The 20,531-nt window shown below is 63.3% G+C and carries 19 protein-coding genes; 15 read left to right on the plus strand and 4 right to left on the minus strand.

What is annotated here, in order from left to right; translation table 11 throughout:
- Positions 1-87: 87 nt before the first annotated feature.
- Positions 88-864: an SDR family oxidoreductase gene (locus tag BTW08_RS14185; protein WP_075563202.1), complete on the minus strand. Its 777-nt coding sequence runs from the start codon at positions 862-864 to the stop codon at positions 88-90.
- Between the two features lie 187 nt (positions 865-1,051).
- On the minus strand, positions 1,052-1,489 hold the full coding sequence (gene dtd, locus BTW08_RS14190) for a D-aminoacyl-tRNA deacylase (RefSeq protein WP_075563186.1): 438 nt from the start codon (positions 1,487-1,489) through the stop codon (positions 1,052-1,054).
- A gap of 476 nt (positions 1,490-1,965) precedes the next feature.
- Here dtd and ehuB point away from each other — a divergent pair, with 476 nt between their 5' ends.
- The 4 genes from ehuB (at position 1,966) to ehuA (ending at position 5,230) form a co-directional block, all read left to right on the plus strand.
- Entirely contained in the window at positions 1,966-2,877 is a 912-nt protein-coding gene (ehuB, locus tag BTW08_RS14195) for an ectoine/hydroxyectoine ABC transporter substrate-binding protein EhuB (protein WP_083627891.1), read from the plus strand.
- A gap of 173 nt (positions 2,878-3,050) precedes the next feature.
- A complete protein-coding gene (gene ehuC / locus BTW08_RS14200; protein WP_075563187.1) occupies positions 3,051-3,722 on the plus strand; it encodes an ectoine/hydroxyectoine ABC transporter permease subunit EhuC in 672 nt (223 codons plus the stop codon).
- A gap of 3 nt (positions 3,723-3,725) precedes the next feature.
- The gene (gene ehuD, locus BTW08_RS14205; protein ID WP_075563188.1) at positions 3,726-4,418 is read left to right on the plus strand and encodes an ectoine/hydroxyectoine ABC transporter permease subunit EhuD; all 693 of its coding nucleotides are present in this window, start codon (positions 3,726-3,728) and stop codon (positions 4,416-4,418) included.
- Positions 4,415-5,230, plus strand: a complete 816-nt coding sequence (gene ehuA, locus BTW08_RS14210) for an ectoine/hydroxyectoine ABC transporter ATP-binding protein EhuA (RefSeq protein ID WP_075563189.1) — start codon at positions 4,415-4,417, stop codon at positions 5,228-5,230. Before ehuD ends, ehuA begins: the two co-directional genes overlap by 4 nt.
- Before the next feature lie 25 nt (positions 5,231-5,255).
- Here the strand turns inward: ehuA and BTW08_RS14215 are convergent, their stop codons facing one another.
- Both BTW08_RS14215 and thiD read right to left on the minus strand, forming a co-directional pair.
- Positions 5,256-6,503, minus strand: a complete 1,248-nt coding sequence (locus BTW08_RS14215; RefSeq protein ID WP_075563190.1) for a sodium:proton antiporter — start codon at positions 6,501-6,503, stop codon at positions 5,256-5,258.
- A 176-nt stretch (positions 6,504-6,679) separates the two neighbouring features.
- On the minus strand, positions 6,680-7,501 hold the full coding sequence (gene thiD / locus BTW08_RS14220; RefSeq protein ID WP_075563191.1) for a bifunctional hydroxymethylpyrimidine kinase/phosphomethylpyrimidine kinase: 822 nt from the start codon (positions 7,499-7,501) through the stop codon (positions 6,680-6,682).
- A gap of 307 nt (positions 7,502-7,808) precedes the next feature.
- On the opposite strand from thiD, the gene ndhC reads away from it, so the two are divergent.
- The 11 genes from ndhC (at position 7,809) to nuoL (ending at position 20,293) form a co-directional block, all read left to right on the plus strand.
- Positions 7,809-8,282: an NADH-quinone oxidoreductase subunit A gene (ndhC, locus tag BTW08_RS14225; RefSeq protein ID WP_075563192.1), complete on the plus strand. Its 474-nt coding sequence runs from the start codon at positions 7,809-7,811 to the stop codon at positions 8,280-8,282.
- Positions 8,283-8,398: 116 nt separating this feature from the next.
- Positions 8,399-9,076, plus strand: a complete 678-nt coding sequence (locus BTW08_RS14230; RefSeq protein ID WP_075563193.1) for an NADH-quinone oxidoreductase subunit B — start codon at positions 8,399-8,401, stop codon at positions 9,074-9,076.
- A gap of 120 nt (positions 9,077-9,196) precedes the next feature.
- A complete protein-coding gene (nuoC, locus tag BTW08_RS14235; protein ID WP_075563194.1) occupies positions 9,197-10,963 on the plus strand; it encodes an NADH-quinone oxidoreductase subunit C/D in 1,767 nt (588 codons plus the stop codon).
- A 73-nt stretch (positions 10,964-11,036) separates the two neighbouring features.
- On the plus strand, positions 11,037-11,546 hold the full coding sequence (nuoE, locus tag BTW08_RS14240; protein WP_075563195.1) for an NADH-quinone oxidoreductase subunit NuoE: 510 nt from the start codon (positions 11,037-11,039) through the stop codon (positions 11,544-11,546).
- The gene (gene nuoF / locus BTW08_RS14245) at positions 11,543-12,883 is read left to right on the plus strand and encodes an NADH-quinone oxidoreductase subunit NuoF (protein ID WP_075563196.1); all 1,341 of its coding nucleotides are present in this window, start codon (positions 11,543-11,545) and stop codon (positions 12,881-12,883) included. Before nuoE ends, nuoF begins: the two co-directional genes overlap by 4 nt.
- A 15-nt stretch (positions 12,884-12,898) precedes the next feature.
- Positions 12,899-15,679: an NADH-quinone oxidoreductase subunit NuoG gene (nuoG, locus tag BTW08_RS14250; RefSeq protein WP_075563197.1), complete on the plus strand. Its 2,781-nt coding sequence runs from the start codon at positions 12,899-12,901 to the stop codon at positions 15,677-15,679.
- Positions 15,676-16,659: an NADH-quinone oxidoreductase subunit NuoH gene (gene nuoH, locus BTW08_RS14255; RefSeq protein WP_075563198.1), complete on the plus strand. Its 984-nt coding sequence runs from the start codon at positions 15,676-15,678 to the stop codon at positions 16,657-16,659. Before nuoG ends, nuoH begins: the two co-directional genes overlap by 4 nt.
- 11 nt (positions 16,660-16,670) lie before the next feature.
- Positions 16,671-17,219 carry an NADH-quinone oxidoreductase subunit NuoI gene (gene nuoI, locus BTW08_RS14260; protein WP_075563199.1) on the plus strand — a complete coding sequence of 183 codons (549 nt, stop codon included), beginning with the start codon at positions 16,671-16,673 and terminating at the stop codon, positions 17,217-17,219.
- 256 nt (positions 17,220-17,475) lie between these two features.
- Positions 17,476-18,126: an NADH-quinone oxidoreductase subunit J gene (gene nuoJ / locus BTW08_RS14265; protein WP_083627894.1), complete on the plus strand. Its 651-nt coding sequence runs from the start codon at positions 17,476-17,478 to the stop codon at positions 18,124-18,126.
- The gene (gene nuoK, locus BTW08_RS14270; RefSeq protein ID WP_075563200.1) at positions 18,123-18,431 is read left to right on the plus strand and encodes an NADH-quinone oxidoreductase subunit NuoK; all 309 of its coding nucleotides are present in this window, start codon (positions 18,123-18,125) and stop codon (positions 18,429-18,431) included. Before nuoJ ends, nuoK begins: the two co-directional genes overlap by 4 nt.
- A complete protein-coding gene (nuoL, locus tag BTW08_RS14275; protein ID WP_075563201.1) occupies positions 18,428-20,293 on the plus strand; it encodes an NADH-quinone oxidoreductase subunit L in 1,866 nt (621 codons plus the stop codon). The genes nuoK and nuoL overlap by 4 nt, the downstream gene beginning before the upstream one ends.
- The last annotated feature ends 238 nt before the right edge of the window (positions 20,294-20,531 follow it).

The following is a 20,531-nucleotide window of genomic DNA, read 5'->3' on the forward strand; positions in this document are numbered from 1 at the left end:
CGAGCTACGAGCTACGAAAAGGGCCAGCGACTGACGTCGCTGGCCCTTTTCTCGCAATAAGCCCGTGTTAGCTTTCGCGGCTCGCGGCTAGTCGGCGTAGATCATCTTCTTGGTCATCCCTCCATCGACGCTGATGTGCTGGCCGGTGATGAAGCCTGCCTTGTCGCTGGCGAGAAAGGCCACCGTGGCGGCAACGTCGGCCGGTTCGCCGACCCGCCCGACCGGATGCTGATCGCGGTCGATATCGCGATGTTCCGGATCGTGGCGCTGACCGGCCTTCTGCCACGGGCCGGTCTCGATCCAGCCGGGGCAGATCGCATTGACCCGAATGTCCGGTCCCAGGCTGATGGCCAGGGCATGGGTCATCGACAGCAGCCCGCCCTTGGCGGCGGCGTAGGATTCGCAGTGCGGCTCCGACTGCAGTGCGCGAGTGGAGGCGATATTGACGATGGCGCCGCCGCGTCGGCGCAGTCCCGGAACGGCGGCGCGCGTGCATAGGAAAGCCCCGGTCAGGTGGCTCTCCTGCCATCGCCGCCAGTCCTCGAGTGCCAGCTCTTCGATCGGACCGCATACCGGGTCGGCAATGCCGGCGTTGTTGACCAGCAGGTCCACGCCGGTGGATTGATCGTTCTCCAGTTGCCAATCCGACAAGTGGTGGAAGGCTTCCTTGACCTGCAGCTCGTCGCCGACGTTTACCACCATGGCCAGCAGCGTGGCCTCGGGATAGGTCGCGTCGAGCTCTGCCACCGCCTCTGGATCGCGATCCAGCGCGGCGACTCGCCAGCCGTCCTTGAGCAGTAATTTCACCGTGGCGAGCCCGATACCCTGGGCACCGCCGGTAATGATGGCGAGGGGAGTGGTCATGATCGAAATTCCTTTTCTGGCGGCGTCGAGCCGCGGTTCCCTGTCGTGCACGGTGCCATCGAATCCGGCAGTCGTCTTCATTGTCCGGAGTCGCTATCGGCGATAAGTTCCCAGCGAAGCTAGGTTTCAAGCGGACCTAAGTTTCCAGCCAACCTAGATTTCAAGCGGGCCTAAGTTTCCAGCAGACCTAGGTTTCCAGCAAGAACGTCACCGGCCCGTCGTTGACGAGCGCGACCTGCATGTTCGCGCCGAAACGTCCGGTCGCCGTGTCGGACCAGGACTGGCGGGCCTGTGCGATCAGATGATCGAACAGGGCGCGGCCCTGTTCCGGGGGCGCGGCGCTCGAGAAGCTCGGACGTAGCCCCTTGTCGGTCGCGGCCACCAGGGTGAACTGGGAGACCAGCAGCAAGCCGCCACCGACCTGCTGCAGATTACGATTCATGCGGCCTTCGTCATCGGCAAATACGCGATAGTTCAGTAGCTTGTGCAGCAGACGATCGGCATGCGCCGGAGTGTCGTCGGCGGCCACGCCGATGAGTGCCAGCAAGCCCTGATCGATCTGACCGAGGAGCTCGCCGTCGACACTGACCGAGGCCTGGCTGACGCGCTGGATCAGGGCTCGCATGACGCTGTGGCCTCCCTCGGGGCAGTGATGGATAGTTGCAACGAAGACTAACACGCTGGGCCAAGGACGAAATGATCGAGATCAATAGCGGGCAAAGCATTATTGAAAAGCGCCGCGAATAGAACGTATGTTTATGTTACCGGCGCCACGTGGCTCGCTGCTGTGTTCGGTGTGCTCCAGCAAGAAAGAGGCTGAATCAGCAGATCGAGTACGCCGTGCAACGGCGATTGTCATGATGCAATAAAGCCTTTGACGCCCGGCGCTTGGGAGGTGCTACTATCCAGATAGACCCCGCTATCACGAATTGTCATGTTTTTGGCCAACCGAATCATGACAATGTCGACGCGACCCAGCCAGACGGCCGTGACGACACCGGCGGCCATGACGACAAGAGATAGGGCACCGCCACCGATAATTCGATTCAATCGTCGACCTGCCGACGCGGGTCCGAACCTTGCAGACGGAGATTTTGAACGATGCGACATAACATCAATAAAGACGTCACGACTCAGCGCAAGAGCGTTACCACCCTCGGTAGAAGCGTTACCACGTTGATCGCCGGTTCCGTCCTGTCCTGCCTGGCGGTCGGCGTGGCGCAGGCCGCTTCGCTCCAGGAAATCAAGGATTCCGGCTCGGTCAAGATCGCCGTCGCCAATGAAATCCCCTACGGCTACATGGACATGAGCGGTGAAGCCAAGGGCGCGGGCCCCGATGTCATCCGCCATATCATGAACGAGATGGGCGTCGACGATATCGAGTGGGTCACCACCAACTTTAGCTCGCTGATTCCGGGGCTGCAGGCGAATCGATTCGATATCGCCGCGGCCGAGATGGCCGTGCTGCCGGATCGCTGCCAGCAGGTGATCTACTCCGAGCCCAACTCTTCCTATGGCGAAGGCCTGCTGGTCAAGCAAGGCAACCCCAAGGATCTGCACGCCTTCAGCGACTTCGTCGACGGCGACGGCAAGATCGCGATCATGGCCGGGGCCGATCAGCTCGACATGCTGCAGGCGCTCGGCGTTCCCCAGGACAACATGGTCACCATCTCCAGCAATGCCGATGCGATCTCGACCGTATCGACCGGCCGGGCCGACGCCTACGCCGCGACCAGCTTGACGGTCAGCGAACTGGCCGGAAAGAGCGACGATGTCGAGCCGGCCGGTGAGTTCAAGGATCCGGTTATCGATGGCGAAGAGGTACGTAGCTGGGGTGCTTTTGCCTTCAACAGCGACAACACCGAGCTGCGTGACGCGGTCAACGAAGCGCTGGAGAAGTACAAGCAGTCCGACGACTGGAGCAAGACGCTGATGGGCTACGGCTTCAGCCAGGCCGATGTCGACGGCTCCAGCCATCACACCACCAAGGAACTCTGCACCGCGGACTCCTGAGCGTTTCCACAGCCAGGCCTGTGAGCTCGATCTGATCGCGGACGTCTGATCGGTGGCCATGGCGAAAGCCCTGGCCATCGCCATCAAGCATCCGCGACGTCATCGAACGGTGCCGATAGAGTCGGCGCCGTTCGTCAGGTCGTGTCCGAACCCGTTACTGCGGAGTCTTCCCGATGGAATGGACGAGCTATCTCGCCCCTCTGGCCCAGGGCGCATGGGTGACCGCGCAGCTCACGGTCTACTCGACGATCCTGGGCGGTCTGTTTGCCTTCGCGTTCGGTCTCGGCAAACTTTCCCACAACCCCTTGCTCAAGGGGTTCAGCGTTGCCTATATCGAGATCTTTCGCGGTACATCGTTGCTGGTGCAGCTGTTCTGGATCTACTTCGCGCTACCTATCCTGGGACAGGCGATCGGTCTCGATCTGCGCTTCCCGCCGGTGGCAGCCGGGGTGGCCGCGCTGGCACTGAATATCGGCGCCTACGGGGCCGAGGTCGTGCGTGGCGCGGTGCAGGCGGTACCCAGGGAGCAGTACGAAGCGGCGACTGCGCTCAATTTTACCGGGCGCAAGCGGCTGTGGCGGATCACGCTGCCCCAGGCAATTCCCGAAATGATGCCGACCTTCGGCAATCTCGCGGTTCAGAATCTCAAGGATACCGCGCTGGTATCGCTCATTTCGCTGGGCGACATGGCCTTTCGTGCCGAGCAGATTCGTAACTTCACTCAGGATAGCGTGACCGTCTATACGCTGGTGCTGTTCATGTATTTCGGCATGGCGCTGGTGGTCACTGCGTGCATGAAACTGCTGGAACGCTACGTTGGCCGCTGGCGCGCGGCGGGGAGATAACGCATGTTTTTCGGCATCGAATGGGATACCAGCAGCCAGTGGGCTTTCGCGGTTTCGATCTTTCCGATTCTGCTGCATGGCCTGGTAATAACACTGGAGGCCACCGTCGTCGGCTTCTTCATTGCGCTCGCGTTGGGGTTGGTGCTGGCGGCGCTGAAAAGTGCGCCGACACGCTTCATCCGCTGGCCAGCCAAGCTGTTGACGGAGTTCATCCGCGACACGCCGCTGCTGATCCAGCTGTTCTTTCTGTTCTACGTTCTGCCCGAGTTCGGGCTGACGCTGCCGGCCTTTCTGACCGGCGCCCTGGCATTAGGCGTGCAGTACAGTGCCTACACCTCGGAAGTCTATCGTGGCGGCCTCGAAGCGGTGGCCAGCGGTCAAAGGGAAGCGGCGCGGGCGCTGAATCTGGCTCCGACCAGAACCTTTACTCACATCATTTTGCCGCAGGCGATTCCGCGCATCATTCCGGCGCTGGGTAATTACCTGGTGTCAATCATGAAGGATGTGCCGGTGCTCGGCGTGGTTACCGTGCTGGAAATGCTCGGCGTGGCTCGGATCATCGGCGACCGTACCGGCGGTTATCTGATTCCGCTGACGATGGTTGGCGGAATCTATCTGATCCTGACGATCATCGCTTCTCTGGGTGTGCGCTACCTGGATACCCATCTGCCCAAACGAGGCCTGTCTCTCAAATGAACAATGCCACGGAAATTCGCGACGCCACGGAAAGCAGCGACCCGATCATCAAATTCGACAAGGTCGTCAAACGTTTCGGCGACCACGTGGTACTCGACGAACTCGACTTCGGGGTTCAGCGCGGCGAAAAGGTCACCATCATCGGCCCATCCGGCTCCGGCAAGTCGACCGTGCTGCGGGTCCTGATGACGCTGGAACCCATCAACGATGGCGTCGTCTATGTCGGCGGCGAGCCGCTGTGGCATCAGCGCCGCGGCGACGAGCTGATCCCCGCTGGCGAGCCACATCTGCGCGAGATGCGCAGCCATATGGGCATGGTCTTCCAGCAGTTCAATCTGTTCCCGCACATGACCGTGCTGCGCAATCTGACCGAAGCGCCCGTGCAGGTGCTCGGCATCAACAAGGCGGAAGCCAAGAAGCGTGGCATGGAACTGCTGGAGATGGTGGGCCTCACCGATCAGGCCGACAAGTATCCGCACCAGCTCTCCGGCGGGCAGCAGCAGCGGGTGGGGATTGCCCGTGCGCTGGCGATGCGACCCAAGGTCATGCTGTTCGACGAGCCGACATCGGCGCTGGATCCGGAACTGGTCGGCGAGGTGCTGAACGTCATCCGCTCCCTGGCCGACGAGCACGACCTGACCATGCTGCTGGTGACCCACGAGATGCACTTCGCGCGCCAGGTTTCCGACCGGATCTGCTTCTTCGATCAGGGCCGGATCAAGGAGCAGGGCAAGCCCGAGGATATCTTCACCGCGCCGAAAGAGGAGCGCACCAAGGCTTTCCTCAAGGCCGTGCTCGACCCGGACGATTGAGCATCGGTGTCGCGGGCTGGAGGCGTCAGCGTCTGGCGCGCCGTCGAGCGGCCTCGCGGCGCCGATCCAGCCATTCCATCGACAGACCCGATGTCATGCCGTGGAACAGTATCGACACGAGCACGATGAAACTGACCAGAGTCCAGGCGCTGTCGATCTCGCCGAATGTCTGCTGATTGGTGGCGTAGGCGAGATAGTAGAAAGATCCCACGCCACGGATGCCGAACAGGCTGACGACCGCTCTCTCCCGCGATTTCATTCGTGAGCCGATCAGCCCGATCATGCCGGCGAGCGGCCGGACGATGAACAGAATCGCCAGGCCGACGCCGGCCATGGGCCAGGTCAGCCCGTCGAGCACAGGGCCGACGAGCGCGCCGCCGAACATCACCAGCAGCATCATCATCAGCAGCCGCTCGATCTCCTCGGTGAAGTCGTGCAGGCGGATGTGATAGTCGTGGACCTCCTCCTGGGTACTCCGCAAGGCAAGCGCACCGACGAACACGGCGATGAAACCGTAGCCGTGAATTGCCTCGGCACCGGCGTAGGTCACGAAGGTGCCGCCCAGCGCCACGAAGCCCTGACCGGTGCTGGCCAGCGATAGGCGTCCCGAGTGGAACATGAACATCGCCAGTAGCCAGCCGAGTAGCCAGCCGGCGCCAGCGCCGGCAAGGATGCGCCAGAGCACGTCCACCGTGAACCAGTGCCAGGTCCAGTCGCCAAGCGTGAGGCCGTGAGTGGCAAGGGCGAGGGCAAGATAGGTGAACGGAAAGGCGAGACCGTCGTTGAGTCCGGCTTCCGAGGTCAGGCTGCGGCGCACGCCGTCGCTGGTGCCGGAGCGCGGCGGCCCGACCTGAACGTCGGCGGCCAGCACCGGATCCGTCGGCGCGATCACCGCGCCCAGCAGGACCGCTGTTGCCCAGGGGAATCCCAATGCCAGGGCGCAGAGCATCGCAGTGGCGGCGATGGTCAACGGCATGGTAATGCTGAGCAGACGGCTGGTGTCGGCCCAGAAGCGCCACTTGAGAGGATCGTCGATCCGTAGACCCGCCCCCGCCAATGAAATGATGACAGTGAGCTCGGTCAGTATCTCGGTGATCTGCGGGTAGTTGCGAGGCTGCAGTCCTTTCTCATTGATCAAGGCAAAGAAAAGCGCGCCGATGGCGATACAGATGATTGGTAGCGACAGTGGCAGTCGTTTGATCAGCACCGGCACCCAGGCGACCAGCAACATCAGGATGCCAAAGCCGCCAAGAAATATGATGTGGGGGTCCATTCAGGCAACGATCTCCCTAGGTGATAGCTCGGGGATCCATTCCCGAGTCTTTATCGAGCGCGATGGCAAGTTACCGTCATCCGTTGCGAATGAGGCCGCCATGCGCGTCGGAAGAGATAGCGTAGAGGGTATTGGGCGATCTGCCCGGAGAAATTCACTTCATCCAGCGCGATGCGCTACCACCAGCGGTGAAAATGGTGCGGCGGCCCCTGTCCCTGACCGACGTTCAAGCGCCCGCTGGCTTGCAGAGCCTGGTGCAGCCACTGCTTGGCCGCGTCGATGGCGCCCTCGACGCCGCTATCGCCGGGGGGCAGATGGGCGAGGCGGGCGGCAATTGCCGACGACAGCGCGCAGCCGGCCCCATGGAGATTACGGGTCGTCAGACGCGGCGCCTCCAGCCAGCGTTGGCCGTCCGGCATCCACAGCAGATCGGGGCAGTGCGCTGAAGGCAGATGGCCGCCTTTCAGCAGACCATAACGCGAGCCCAGAGCGACCAGCCCCTCGATCATCATCTCCATCGCCTGCGGCGTCCGTGGTACATCGGCGCCGAGCAGCGCCGCAGCCTCCGGCAGGTTGGGTGTGATGACATCGGCGAGCGGCACCAGGACTTCCCTTACCGCCTGCAGGCCGGCGTCGTCCACCAGCCGGTCACCGCTCTTGGCGACCATCACCGGATCGAGCACGATCCAGCGTGGCCGGCGCCTGCCCAGTGCCTCGGCAATCGTCTCCGCGACCTCGCGACTGCTGACCATGCCGATCTTGACCGCATCGAGGGCGACGTCGTCGAGCAGGTTGTCGAGCTGGGCGCGGATCATCCGGGCCGACACCGGCTCCACCGTCTGGACTCCGCGGGTGTTCTGGGCGATCACGGCGGTAATCACGTTGGTGGCGTAGGCGCCGTGGGCGGAGAGCGTCTTGATATCGGCCTGCAGGCCCGCGCCCCCGGAAGGGTCCGAGCCGGCGATCGTCAAGACATTGGGAATCGGGTGAGAAAGCATGTGCTGAACATTGCAAGGGGTGTCAGAATGGCTAGCCTAATGTAAAGGCCTACATTTGCCTAATGGCAGTACCGTCCTGCGGTCTATAAATTGGCGCCCCGGGGATAGTCAGAAGTTTACGTAGATGACGGAGCCCGGCGTTGTCCGCCTCGAAGGAGGCGCTATCCGATGGGTAGCGGAGCCGCGATGGGACGATTAGCAGGCTTGTTACTACGTCGTTGTCGTGTAAAATCGTAAACTTACGAACCTGTCAGTTTCGACCCGCGTCGTCGTACGTCGAGGTTCCGTTACTTCCGCGAGGGAACGCATGTCCGATCAGGCCTCTGGATGGATTGCCAGCTACTGGGCTACCGGGTTGTTCGTGGTGGCTGTCGTGGCACTCTGCGGGCTGATGATCGGGGCTGCCAGCCTGCTGGGCGGCCGTAGCCACGGCCGCAGCAAATCTCTTCCTTTCGAATCCGGTATCGTTGGTGCCGGGTCCGCGCGGCAACGCTTTTCGGTCAAGTTCTACCTCGTTGCCATGCTTTTCGTGATATTCGATATCGAAGCCGTTTACCTGTTCGGCTGGGCCGTCTCCGTGCGCGAGGTGGGCTGGACGGGATTCGCGGCAGCGGCTGTCTTCATCTTCATTCTGTTGGCCGGCCTGATCTACGACGCGCGCGTCGGCGCCCTCGACTGGGCGCCGCGCAAGCGCGGACACGAAAACGCGCCGAGAGCGCGAGAACTGGCCGCCGTACCTGGCGTCGATCGCCAGGTCCGCCGAGAAGAGAAAACGCGTTGAGCCGGGCATCAATGATCGCCCCGGCGATCGCGACAAAGATAATGATGGGAGTCTGGCGCCCGTGACTGACCAGTGCTTCCGCGACCGTTTTCCTATCTGGTTTGTTGAGGCTCACTATGCAGTACACCCTGACCCGCGCGGAGGGAGACGATTCCGCGGCTGATCGCTATCCTCTCGGCCAACGCGAGCTTGTCGATGATCCGATGAAGCAGCAGGTTCATCGCAATGTGTTCATGGGCAAGCTCGAGGACGTGCTTCACTCTGCGGTGAACTGGGGGCGCAAGAACTCCTTGTGGCCGTACAATTTCGGTCTTTCCTGCTGCTATGTGGAGATGACCACCGCGTTCACTGCCCCGCACGATGTCGCACGCTTCGGCGCGGAGGTCATTCGCGCCTCTCCGCGGCAGGCCGATTTCATGGTCATCGCCGGTACCTGCTTCGTCAAGATGGCGCCCGTCATCCAGCAGCTCTACGACCAGATGCTCGAGCCCAAGTGGGTGATATCGATGGGTTCGTGCGCCAACTCCGGCGGCATGTACGATATCTACTCGGTGGTTCAGGGTGTCGACAAGTTCCTGCCGGTGGACGTCTACGTACCCGGCTGTCCGCCGCGCCCCGAGGCTTTTCTTCAAGGCCTCCAGCTGCTGCAGGAGTCGATTCAGGAAGAGCGCCGCCCGCTCTCCTGGGTGGTCGGCGATCAAGGTGTTTACCGCGCCGAAATGCCGTCTCAGCGCGAAAAGCATCGCGATCGACGGATTGCGGTCAAGGAGCTGCGCACCCCGGATGGCATCTAGTGCGATCGGTCTTGTCGATCGTACCTGCCATGGATTCTTGTGGTCGTTTTCGACCATTGATTTTAGCACCGGGGGCCGCCAGCCATGACCGCAGCCGATGATTCTCGAAACGAGAACACGATGACTTCCAGCGCTTCCGACACCGCCGGCCACGCCGACGTGGTGGCGGAACTGGCGCGACATTTCGGGGCGGCCGCTTTCACCCCGCAGGACACGATGACCGCCATGCCTGTGATCTGGGTCGCGCGCGAGCAGCTGCGCGACGTTCTCGTCTACCTGCGCAAGCTGTCGGCACCGTTCTCGATGCTCTATGACCTGAGCGCCGTCGACGAGCGTCTGCGCACTCACCGCCGCGGATTGCCGCCGTCCGATTTCACCGTTTTCTACCAGTTGCTGTCGGTGGAGCGGAACGCCGATCTGATGATCAAGGTCGCGTTGCACGAACGTGATCTTTCGCTGCCCTCGATCAGCGATATATTCGTCAACGCCAACTGGTACGAGCGCGAAGTGTTCGACTTGTTCGGGATCGACTTTGCCGGTCATCCTCATCTGACCCGGATCATGATGCCGCCGACCTGGACCGGTCATCCGCTGCGCAAGGATTACTCCGCCCGTGCCACCGAGTTCGACCCCTACACGCTGACCGTGAAGGGCCAAGAGGTCGAGCAGGAAGCGCTGCGTTTCGATCCCGAAGCGTGGGGCATGAAGCGCGAGGGCGAAGAGACCGAGTTCATGTTTCTCAACCTCGGTCCCAACCACCCCTCGGCCCACGGCGCTTTCCGGCTCGTGCTCCAGCTCGACGGTGAAGAGGTGGTCGACTGCGTGCCGGACATCGGCTATCACCATCGCGGCGCCGAGAAGATGGCCGAACGCCAATCCTGGCACAGCTTCATTCCCTACACGGATCGGATCGACTACACCGGCGGGGTGATGAACAACCTGCCTTACGTGCTGGCGGTGGAAAAACTGGCCGGCATTACCGTCACCGATCGCGCCAAGACGATTCGGGTGATGATGGCGGAAATGTTCCGCATCAACAGCCACCTGCTGTTTCTGGGTACCTATCTGCAGGATCTGGGCGCGATGACGCCGGTGTTCTTCACTTTCACCGATCGCCAGAAAGCCTACGAGGTGATCGAGGCGATCACCGGTTTCCGCATGCACCCGGCGTGGTATCGCATCGGCGGCACCGCCCACGACCTGCCCAACGGCTGGGACAAGCTGGTCCAGGGTTTCGTCAACTGGATGCCCAAGCGCCTCGCCGAGTACGAGAAGGCGATGATGGACAACGCCATCGTTCGCGACCGCACCAAGTTCGTCGCGGCCTTCGACACCCAGCAGGCACTCGACTGGGGCGTGACCGGCCCCAACCTGCGCGCCACCGGGCTCGATTTCGACCTGCGCAAGAAGCGGCCCTATTCCGGCTACGAGAACTTCGATTTCGAGATCCCTACGGCGGTCAACGGCGACGCCTTCGATCGCGGCATGCTGCGCATCGAGGAGATGCGCCAGAGCGTGCGGATCCTCCAGCAGTGCATCGACCACATGCCGGCGGGCGACTACAAGGCCGACCACCCGCTGACCACGCCGCCGCCGCGGGAAAAGATGCTGCAGCATATCGAGACTCTGATCACCCACTTCCTGCAGGTTTCCTGGGGGCCGGTGCTGCCGGCCGCCGAATCGATGCAGATGATCGAGGCGACCAAGGGCATCAACAGTTACTACCTGACCAGCGACGGCAGCACCATGAGCTACCGCACGCGCATTCGCACGCCCAGCTTTCCGCATCTGCAGCAGATCCCCGCCGTGATGCGCGGCGGCTTCGTGCCGGATCTGATCGCGCACCTGGGCAGCATCGACTTCGTCATGGCCGATGTGGACCGATGAGGATGGTTGAGATGGGACGACCGACATGACTAGCACGACGACTAGTACTAACACGACGACTAGTACCAACACGATGACTAGCACCGCCACGACTAGCACCATCGCCAGCGACGGCTTCACGCTCGACCCCGCCGATCGCGAGGCGATCCTCGAGGAGCGTGCGCACTATCCTTATCCGCAGGCGGCGAGCATCGAGGCGCTGAAGATCGTCCAGAAGCGCCACGGACACGTGCCGGATGGTGCGATTCCGGCAATTGCCGAGACGTTGGGCATCGGGGTCGCTGATGTCGAGGGCGTGGCGACGTTCTACAGCCTGATCTTCCGCCAGCCGGTCGGCCGACACGTCATTCTGATCTGTGACAGCAGCTCGTGCTTCCTGACCGACTACGAGGAACTGCGCGACGCCTTCATCGCGCACCTGGGCATCCAGATGGGCCAGACCACGGCGGACGGGCGTTTCACGCTGCTGCCGGTGTGCTGTCTCGGGGCCTGCGACCGCGGCCCGACGATTCTGATCGGCGAGGATCTGCACGGCCCGATCGCCCCGGACGAGATCCCCCGACTGCTGGAGGCCTACGCATGAGCCGCATTCTGCAATCCGCCAGCGAGCGCCGTGCCGAGACCCATCCGCTGACCTGGCGTCTGCACGACGATCAGTCGCCGGTGCTGCTGGACGAATATTGTCGCACCCAGGGCTATGAAGCGGTCACCAAGGCGCTCGAGCAGTACACCTACGAGACGCTGACCGAAGAGGTCAAGACCGCCAATCTGCGCGGTCGCGGCGGCGCCGGGTTCTCGGCCGGGTTCAAGTGGAGCCTGACGATGAAGGGCGACGACGTGCCTCGCGGCTATATCGTCTGCAACGCCGACGAGATGGAGCCGGGCACGTTCAAGGATCGACTGCTGATGGAGCAGCAGCCGCACCTGCTGATCGAGGGCATGATCATCGCCGGTTTCGCCAATCGCTCGAAGCAGGGGTATATCTTCCTGCGCGGGGAATATCATCGCGCCGCCGCCTCGATCCAGCGCGCGCTCGCTGACGCTCGCGCCGAGGGCTGGCTGGGCGCCGACGTGCGCGGTAGCGGCTGGGACTTCGATATCGCCCTACACACCGGTGCCGGTCGCTATATCTGCGGCGAAGAGACCGCACTGATCAACTCGCTCGAAGGCAAGCGCGCCAACCCGCGGGCCAAGCCGCCATTTCCCGGCCAGTCCGGTGCCTGGGGGCTGCCGACGGTGGTCAACAACGTCGAGACGCTTTGCAACGTGCCAGGCATCGTCAACAACGGCGCCGACTGGTTCCAGGCGCTCTCCGGCGATCTCAGCAGCGACGGCGGCACCAAGCTCTACGGCGTTTCCGGCAAGGTCAACAACCCTGGCCTGTGGGAATTGCCGATGGGCACCACCGGCAACCGGATCATCGAACTCGCCGGCGGCATGCGCGATGGCCTGACGCTCAAGAGCTGGCTGCCCGGCGGCGGCAGTACCGGTTTTCTGCTGCCGGAACATCTCGAGTTGGCGCTCGATTTCGACACCATCGGCAAGACCGGCAGCCGTATGGGCACCGGGCTTCTCACCGTGGTTGCCGACAGCCAGAGCATGGTGTCGCTGACCCGCAATCTCGAGGAGTTCTTCTCCCGCGAGTCCTGTGGCTGGTGCACGCCTTGCCGCGACGGCCTGCCGTGGAGCGTGAAGCTGCTGCGCGCGCTGGAGGCCGGCGAGGGCGAGCCCGGCGATATCGAACTGCTCGAACAGATGGCCCGCGATCTCGGCCCGGGCAAGACCTTCTGCGCGCATGCGCCGGGGGCGGCGATGCCGCTGGCATCCGCAATCCACTATTTCCGTGACGAGTTCGAGCGCGGCGTTACCCGGCCCAAGGGTAAGGCGCACGCGGACCCGATCCCGGTCGGCAGCGTGTAGGAGGAGTTTGACGCCATGGCCACCATTCACGTCGACGGCAACGATTACGAGGTCGAAGACAGCGACAACCTGCTCCACGCCTGCCTTTCGCTGGGCCTGGATATTCCCTATTTCTGCTGGCACCCGGCGATGGGCAGCGTCGGCGCGTGCCGCCAGTGCGCGGTAAAGCAGTACAAGGATGCCGACGACGACCGCGGCATGCTGGTGATGTCGTGCATGGCACCGGTCAAGGACGACGCCTATATCTCCATCGACGATGAAGAGGCCAAGGTCTTTCGTCAGACGGTGATCGAGTTTTTGATGGTCAACCACCCGCACGACTGCCCGGTCTGCGAAGAGGGCGGCCACTGCCATCTGCAGGACATGACGGTCATGACCGGCCACGATCGGCGCCGTTATCGCTTCCGCAAACGCACCCATCGCAACCAGAATCTGGGCCCGTTCGTTGCCCACGAGATGAACCGCTGCATCACCTGCTACCGCTGCACGCGCTTCTATCAGGATTACGCCGGCGGCGAAGATCTCGGCGCCTTCGGTGCCCACGACAACATCTATTTCGGCCGAGTCACCGACGGCACGCTGGAGAGCGAGTTTTCCGGCAACCTGACCGAGGTCTGCCCGACCGGCGTCTTTACCGACCAGACCCACTCCGATCAGTACACCCGCAAGTGGGATCTGCAGTTCGCGCCCAGCGTCTGCCACCAGTGCGCGTCGGGCTGCAATATCAGCCCCGGCGAGCGCTATGGTGACATCCGCCGGATCGAGAATCGCTACAACGGCGACGTCAACGGCTATTTCCTGTGCGACCGCGGCCGTTTCGGCTACGGCTACGTCAACCGCAAGGATCGCCCGACGCGTCCCGAGAGTCGCAACGTCAGCGACACCACGGCGATGGAAGTCGACGAGGGACTGGACCGTGCCGCCGATGCGTTGCGCGGCGCCAAGCGAGTCATCGGCATCGGATCGCCGCGGGCCAGTCTCGAGAGCAATCATCGGCTGCGTCAGCTGGTGGGCGCCGCCAATTTCTCCACCGGGATCGAAGCCGGCGAGCTTTCGCGCATCCGGCGGATGGAAGCGCTCAACCGCGACGCCGGCCTGACCACGCCAAGCCTGCGCGAGATTGAGGACTGCGATGCGATTCTGGTGCTGGGTGAAGACCTGCTTCAGAGCGCGGCGCGGATCGCACTCTCAGTGCGCCAGGCGGTCCGCGGCAAGGGCGCCGAACTGGGCGCGGCTCGGGGCATCCCCGAATGGAACGCCGAGGCGGTGAAAACCATCGCCCAGGATGCCGGCCATCCGCTGTTTCTCGCGACGCCGGATGTCACCAAGCTCGACGGTATCGCGGCTCATACCGAGCGTGCTGCGCCCGACGATATCGCCCGGCTCGGATTTGCCGTGGCGCACGCGCTCGATTCCACCGCCCCGGCCGTCGAGGGGCTCGACGACATTACCGCGCAGCTGGCCGAGCGCATCGCCGATACGCTGATGGCGGCCAACAAGCCGCTGGTCATCGCTGGCGAGTCGCTGGGTTCGATGGCGATTCTCGAGGCGGCGGGCAACGTCGCCCGTGCGCTGGCACGGCGCCAGAAGACGGATGCCGGCCTGACCCTGGTGCGCCGCGAGGCCAACAGCGTCGGGCTTGGCCTGCTCGGTGGGGAATCTCTCGACTGGGCGCTGGAACAGCTCGAAGGCGATGCCGACGGCGTGGTGATTCTCGAAAACGATCTCTATACCCGGCTGCCGGCCGCCCGCATCGACGCTGCCCTGGATCGTGCCGTCGCCGTGGTGGTGGTCGACCACCAGCGAACGCCGACCTGGGAGCGCGCCGATGTCGCCCTGCCGGCCGGGACGTTCGCCGAGAGCGACGGTACTCTGGTCAGCCTGGAAGGGCGCGCGCAGCGTTTCTATCAGGTGTTCGATCCCAGCTACATGCGCCCCGATACCCGCATCCGCGAAAGCTGGCGCTGGCTGCATGCGCTCCACGCCACGCTGGAACGCCAGCCGGTGGAGACGATTCTGCTCGACGATCTGACCCAGGCGGTCGCCGAGGAGACGCCGGCATTCGCGCCGTTACACCAGACGACGCCGGAAGCGATGTTCCGCGTCCACGGCTTGAAGCTCGCCCGCGAACCCCATCGTTACAGCGGGCGTACCGCGATGCGCGCCGACATTAACGTCAACGAGCCCCGTGCGCCGCTGGATCTCGATACGCCGTTCGCCTTTTCGATGGAGGGTTACGCCGGCTATCAGGAACCGCGCCGCGAGGTCGCCTTCGCCTGGGCGCCGGGCTGGAACTCGCCGCAGGCGTGGAACAAGTTCCAGGACGAGGTCGGCGGTCACCTGCGCGCTGGCGATCCGGGTAAACGGCTGTTTCCTGCTCTGAGCAAAGACCGGGCGGCTGCCGCCGGTGAATACTGCAACGAAATTCCCGCCGCCTTCACCGCGCGGGACGGCGAGTGGCAGGTGATCGATCTGCCGCAGCTGTTCGGTGGCGACGAGATGTCGCGCCGCGCCGAGCCCATTCGCGAGCGCATGGCCGCGCCGCAGGTGGCGCTGAGCGAGGCCGACGCCGCTCGGCTGGGCCTCGCTGCGGGCGACGCGGTCACGGTCTCGCTCGACGGGGTCAGCTTCGACCTGCCGGCGCGTCTCAGCGCCGGTCTGCCGGCGGGCGTGGTCGGTTTGCCCAGTGGCACGATTCAGGAACGTACCGGGGCATTGACGCCGAGCGCCACTCGCTGGGGCCGCGTCACGCGCGCGGATCATGGCCAGGTGTCAGTCGAGGAGGATCGCACATGAGCTGGTGGACGCCACAGGTCGAGGCAGTGCTGATCGCGATGGTCCAGGCGGTGGTCATCCTGCTGGCGGTGGTCGTTTTCGGGGCCGTGCTGAGCATGGTCGAACGGCGCCTGCTTGCGCTTTGGCAGGACCGCTATGGGCCCAATCGGGTCGGGCCATTCGGGCTTTTGCAGATCGCCGCAGACATGCTCAAGATCTTCTTCAAGGAAGACTGGATTCCGCCGTTCGCCGATCGCACCTTCTTCGTGCTGGCGCCGGCGATCGCCATGGCCTCGCTGCTGCTGTCGTTCATCGTGATTCCGATCACGCCCGGCTGGGGCGTGGCCGATCTCAATATCGGCATCCTGTTCTTCTTCGCCATGGCCGGTATCAACGTCTACGCGGTGCTGTTCGCGGGCTGGGCCAGCAGCAACAAGTATGCGCTGCTCGGCGCGCTACGTGCCTCCGCCCAGACGCTCTCCTACGAGGTGTTCATGGGGCTGGCGGTGATGGGCATCGTCGCCATGACCGGCTCGTTCAACATGCGTGACATCGTCAATGCGCAGGAGAACGTCTGGTTCATCATTCCGCAGTTCTTCGGCTTCTGTACCTTCATCATCGCCGGCATCGCCGTCACGCACCGCCATCCGTTCGATCAGCCCGAGGCCGAGCAGGAGCTGGCCGATGGCTACCACATCGAATATTCCGGCATGAAGTGGGGCATGTTCTTCGTCGGCGAGTACATCGGCATCGTGCTGATGTCGGCGCTGCTGGTGACGCTGTTCTTCGGCGGCTGGCACGGGCCGCTGCTGCCGCCGATCGTCTGGTTCCTGCTCAAGACGGTGTTCTTCGTCGTCCTGTTCGTGCTGCTGCGCGCGGCGTTGCCGAGACCGCGTTACGACAAGGTGATGAACTTCGGCTGGAAGGTGTGTCTGCCGCTGACACTCGTCAATCTATTGATCACCGGGGCGATGATTCTGCTCATCGATCCGGCGACCTGAGGGGATCATCGATGCTCAATCAGATCCGAAACATCGTCAATGGCACCGGTACCCAGCTGCGCACGCTGTGGATGGTGTTCTCTCACGCCTGGCGCAAGCGCGAAACGGTCCAGTATCCGGAAGAGCAGGTCTATCTGCCGCCGCGCTATCGCGGTCGTATCGTGCTGACCCGCGACCCCGACGGCGAAGAGCGCTGCGTGGCCTGCAACCTGTGCGCAGTGGCCTGCCCGGTGGCGTGCATCTCGCTGCAGAAGGGCGAGAAAGAGGATGGCCGCTGGTATCCGGAGTTCTTCCGCATCAATTTTTCGCGCTGCATCTTCTGTGGCATGTGCGAAGAGGCGTGCCCGACCTCGGCCATTCAGCTGACGCCTGACTTCGAAATGAGCGAGTTCCGACGCCAGGAGCTGGTCTACGAGAAGCAGGATCTGCTGATCGACGGTCCTGGCAAGGATCACAATACCAATTTCTATCGCGTGGCCGGGCTGTCGATTGCCGGCAAGGACAAGGGCGAGGCGCAGAACGAGGCCGAGCCGATCAACGTCAAGTCGCTGATGCCATGAGAACCTGCCTACGATCTGCTGCGCGTCGGCCAAACTTTGTTGAAAACACTTTCGAGAGGCTCGTTTACCCCCAAGTAAACTCGTACGCGAGCCCGGTCCTTTCCTCAAGTGTTTTCGCCTCGCGACCCACAGGGATGTGGGAAGTGCGTTGGCCCGTAGGGAACGGGCATAGCCTTGGCTCTAGCTCGCGAGATCGTAAACAAGTTCCAAGTCGGCGAGTCGTGAGCCGGGTTAGACCGAAAGCTGGGAGAGAAGCATGCAAATCGCGTTTTACTTGAGTGGCCTGGTCGCGATTCTCGCCACGCTGCGCGTGGTGACGGGCACCCATCCGGTGCACGCGCTGCTCTATCTGATCGTCTCGCTCATCGCGGTGGCGATGGTGTTCTTCGCCCTCGGCGCGCCTTTTGCCGGCGCTCTGGAGATCATCGTCTATGCCGGGGCGATCATGGTGCTGTTCGTGTTCGTGGTGATGATGCTCAATCTCGGCGAATCGGCGGTAGAACAGGAGCGCGCCTGGCTGCAACCTAAGGCGTGGGTGGGGCCGGCGGTACTCACGGCGATATTGCTGATCGTGATGATCGTCACGCTCGCCAGTGGCGATTACAGCGGCAGCATCAGCGGCGATCCCCTGACTGCCAAGATGGTCGGCATCTCGCTGTTCGGCCCCTATCTGGTGATCGTCGAGCTGGCGGCCATGCTGCTGCTGGCGGCACTGGTGGCCGCGTCCCATCTGGGTCGCAGCGAAGCCCACGATGAAGCTGATCTGGCGCGTGAGCGGCAACGTGAAATCAACGGCCAGCGCGAACTCGAGGAACAGACTCGTAGGACGGCGCCCCCACGAGAAACACGGCAGACGCCGCTCGACGCCGCCGATAAAGACGCCGGTACGCAGGAGGGCAAGGCATGACGGGCATCCCGGTAGAACACGGCCTGTGGCTGGCAGCGATTCTATTCGTGCTGGGGCTGGCCGGGCTGATGACGCGACGCAACATGCTGTTCGTGCTGATGAGCCTGGAAATCATGATGAACGCCGCCGGGCTTGCGTTCATCGTTGGCGGCACGCACTGGCAGCAGGCCGATGGCCAGGTGATGTTTCTGATGATCATCACCCTGGCGGCGGCCGAGGCTAGCGTGGGCCTGGCGCTGCTGATGCAGCTCTATCGCCGCTTCAAGACGCTCGATATCGACTCGGCCAGCAGGTTGCGCGGATGAATACGTTCCCGGATGTTCTGCTCACGCTCACCTTTGTCTTTCCGCTACTGGGATCGTTGATCCTGGCACTCTCTTTCGGGCGGCTCTCCGAGCGGGCCAGCGCGACCGTCGGTGTCGCCTCGATCGGGCTGGCCGCGCTGTGTGCGCTATGGGTCGGCATCGACTTCTACGATCACGGCCGGTCGGCGCAGACCCTGACGCTGTGGAACTGGATTTCGGTGGGGGATTTTCAGCCCACGGTGGGGCTGATGCTGGATGGGCTGTCGCTGACGCTGCTGGGCGTCATTACCGGCGTCGGCTTCTTCATTCACCTGTTCGCGGCCTGGTACATGCGCGGCGAAGAGGGCATCACCCGCTTCTTCTGTCACATGAACCTGTTCGTGTTCAGCATGATTCTGCTGGTCCTGGGCGATAACCTGCTGCTGCTCTACTTTGGCTGGGAAGGCGTAGGTCTCTGCAGCTATCTGCTGATCGGCTACTACTACCGCACCCCGGCCAACGGTTGGGCGGCGTTCAAGGCGTTCATCATCACCCGCACCGGTGATGTCTTCCTCGCCATCGGCATGTTCCTGCTCTACGTGGAACTCGGCTCTCTCAACCTGCAGACGCTGTTGGCACGGGCGCCGGAAATCTGGAGCGAGGGCAGCCTGATGCCGCAACTCGCGGCGTTGATGCTGCTCGGCGGGGCAGTGGGCAAGTCGGCCCAGCTGCCGCTGCACACCTGGCTGGCGGACGCCATGGCGGGCCCGACACCGGTGTCGGCACTGATTCACGCCGCCACCATGGTCACCGCGGGGGTCTATCTGATCGCGCGCATGAACGGCATCTTCCTGATGGCGCCGGACGTGCTGCTGCTGGTCGGCGTGATCGGCGCGCTGACGTTGCTGGTGGCGGGCTTCGCGGCGCTGGCGCAGACCGATATCAAGCGCGTGCTGGCCTATTCGACCATGAGCCAGATCGGCTACATGTTCCTGGCGCTGGGCGTGGGGGCCTTCGACGCGGCGATCTTCCACCTGATGATCCACGCCTTCTTCAAGGCGTTGCTGTTCCTGTCGGCGGGCTCGGTGATCGTCTGCACGCACCACGAGCAGGACATGCGCCGCCTCGGCGGGCTATGGCGCAAACTGCCGCTGACCTACGCCGGCTTCATCGTCGGCGGCTCGGCACTGGCGGCGCTGCCGCTGGTGACGGCCGGCTTCTACAGCAAGGACGCCATTCTGGTGTCGGCGCTCGTTTCCGGCCACGGCGTGCTGATGCTCGCCGGCCTGCTCGGGGCACTGCTGACGTCGATCTACACCGTGCGTCTGATTCTCGGCACCTTCCACGGCAAACCCAAGAGCGACCACGCCCGTGATGCCCATGCCGGCAAGGGCCTGGTCCACGGCGTGCCGCTGGTGGTGCTGATCGTGATGTCGACCGCCATCGGCGCCCAGCTGACACCGCCGCTGGACGACGTGCTGCCTGCCGGTCCGGCGGGAGAAGGCATGGGCGTTCATATTCTCGAAATCGCCGCGATGATCGTGGCGGTCGGCGGCGTGCTGTTCGCCGGCTGGCTGTTCATGCGTCGGCGCGATCTGGTACGCCGCGGCGTGGCCGATCCTCGAGGCGCCAGGCTCTGGACCTTCTGGCACAACGCCTGGGGATTCGACGCGCTCTATGACTGGCTGTTCGTGCGGCCCTATCAAGGGCTGGTGAAGGTCAACCGCAACGACTGGATCAACACGCTATGCAATATCCTGCCGTGGTTGGCGCGAGCTTCTCATCACGGGCTGCGCCTGACCCAGACGGGGCTGATGCGCCACTATGCCGTGTCGATGGTGCTGGGGGCGACGCTGCTGCTCGCCTTCCTGCTGGTGGGTTGACGCCATGAGCACACCAACGATGCACAGTGCTGGCAGCCCGGCGACAGCATGTCGGGAACCAACGGAATTCACTCTATCGCGGATGGCTGATTCATGACTCTGGTCTGGCTGATACTGATCCCCTTCATCGGCGGTCTGCTGTGCTGGCAGGCGGAACGCTTCGGAGACCAAGCGCCGCGCTGGATCGCGCTCGGGACCATGCTGCTCGAGCTTCTGCTTGTGATGGGGCTGTGGATCG

The sequence above is a fragment of the Salinicola sp. MH3R3-1 genome, from assembly GCF_001937155.1.
GTDB classification, from domain to species: Bacteria; Pseudomonadota; Gammaproteobacteria; order Pseudomonadales; family Halomonadaceae; genus Salinicola; species Salinicola halophyticus.

Bases quoted from the DNA above. Each gene is read 5' to 3' on its own strand.
- BTW08_RS14230 (WP_075563193.1), top strand. From the start codon at position 8,399: ATGCAGTACACCCTGACCCGCGCGGAGGGAGACGATTCCGCGGCTGAT.
- thiD (WP_075563191.1), bottom strand. From the start codon at position 7,501: ATGCTTTCTCACCCGATTCCCAATGTCTTGACGATCGCCGGCTCGGAC.
- nuoJ (WP_083627894.1), top strand. From the start codon at position 17,476: ATGCAAATCGCGTTTTACTTGAGTGGCCTGGTCGCGATTCTCGCCACG.
- nuoI (WP_075563199.1), top strand. From the start codon at position 16,671: ATGCTCAATCAGATCCGAAACATCGTCAATGGCACCGGTACCCAGCTG.
- BTW08_RS14185 (WP_075563202.1), bottom strand. From the start codon at position 864: ATGACCACTCCCCTCGCCATCATTACCGGCGGTGCCCAGGGTATCGGG.
- nuoG (WP_075563197.1), top strand. From the start codon at position 12,899: ATGGCCACCATTCACGTCGACGGCAACGATTACGAGGTCGAAGACAGC.
- ehuA (WP_075563189.1), top strand. From the start codon at position 4,415: ATGAACAATGCCACGGAAATTCGCGACGCCACGGAAAGCAGCGACCCG.
- ndhC (WP_075563192.1), top strand. From the start codon at position 7,809: ATGTCCGATCAGGCCTCTGGATGGATTGCCAGCTACTGGGCTACCGGG.
- BTW08_RS14215 (WP_075563190.1), bottom strand. From the start codon at position 6,503: ATGGACCCCCACATCATATTTCTTGGCGGCTTTGGCATCCTGATGTTG.
- ehuB (WP_083627891.1), top strand. From the start codon at position 1,966: ATGCGACATAACATCAATAAAGACGTCACGACTCAGCGCAAGAGCGTT.
- dtd (WP_075563186.1), bottom strand. From the start codon at position 1,489: ATGCGAGCCCTGATCCAGCGCGTCAGCCAGGCCTCGGTCAGTGTCGAC.
- nuoE (WP_075563195.1), top strand. From the start codon at position 11,037: ATGACTAGCACCGCCACGACTAGCACCATCGCCAGCGACGGCTTCACG.
- nuoF (WP_075563196.1), top strand. From the start codon at position 11,543: ATGAGCCGCATTCTGCAATCCGCCAGCGAGCGCCGTGCCGAGACCCAT.
- ehuD (WP_075563188.1), top strand. From the start codon at position 3,726: ATGTTTTTCGGCATCGAATGGGATACCAGCAGCCAGTGGGCTTTCGCG.
- ehuC (WP_075563187.1), top strand. From the start codon at position 3,051: ATGGAATGGACGAGCTATCTCGCCCCTCTGGCCCAGGGCGCATGGGTG.
- nuoH (WP_075563198.1), top strand. From the start codon at position 15,676: ATGAGCTGGTGGACGCCACAGGTCGAGGCAGTGCTGATCGCGATGGTC.
- nuoL (WP_075563201.1), top strand. From the start codon at position 18,428: ATGAATACGTTCCCGGATGTTCTGCTCACGCTCACCTTTGTCTTTCCG.
- nuoC (WP_075563194.1), top strand. From the start codon at position 9,197: ATGACTTCCAGCGCTTCCGACACCGCCGGCCACGCCGACGTGGTGGCG.
- nuoK (WP_075563200.1), top strand. From the start codon at position 18,123: ATGACGGGCATCCCGGTAGAACACGGCCTGTGGCTGGCAGCGATTCTA.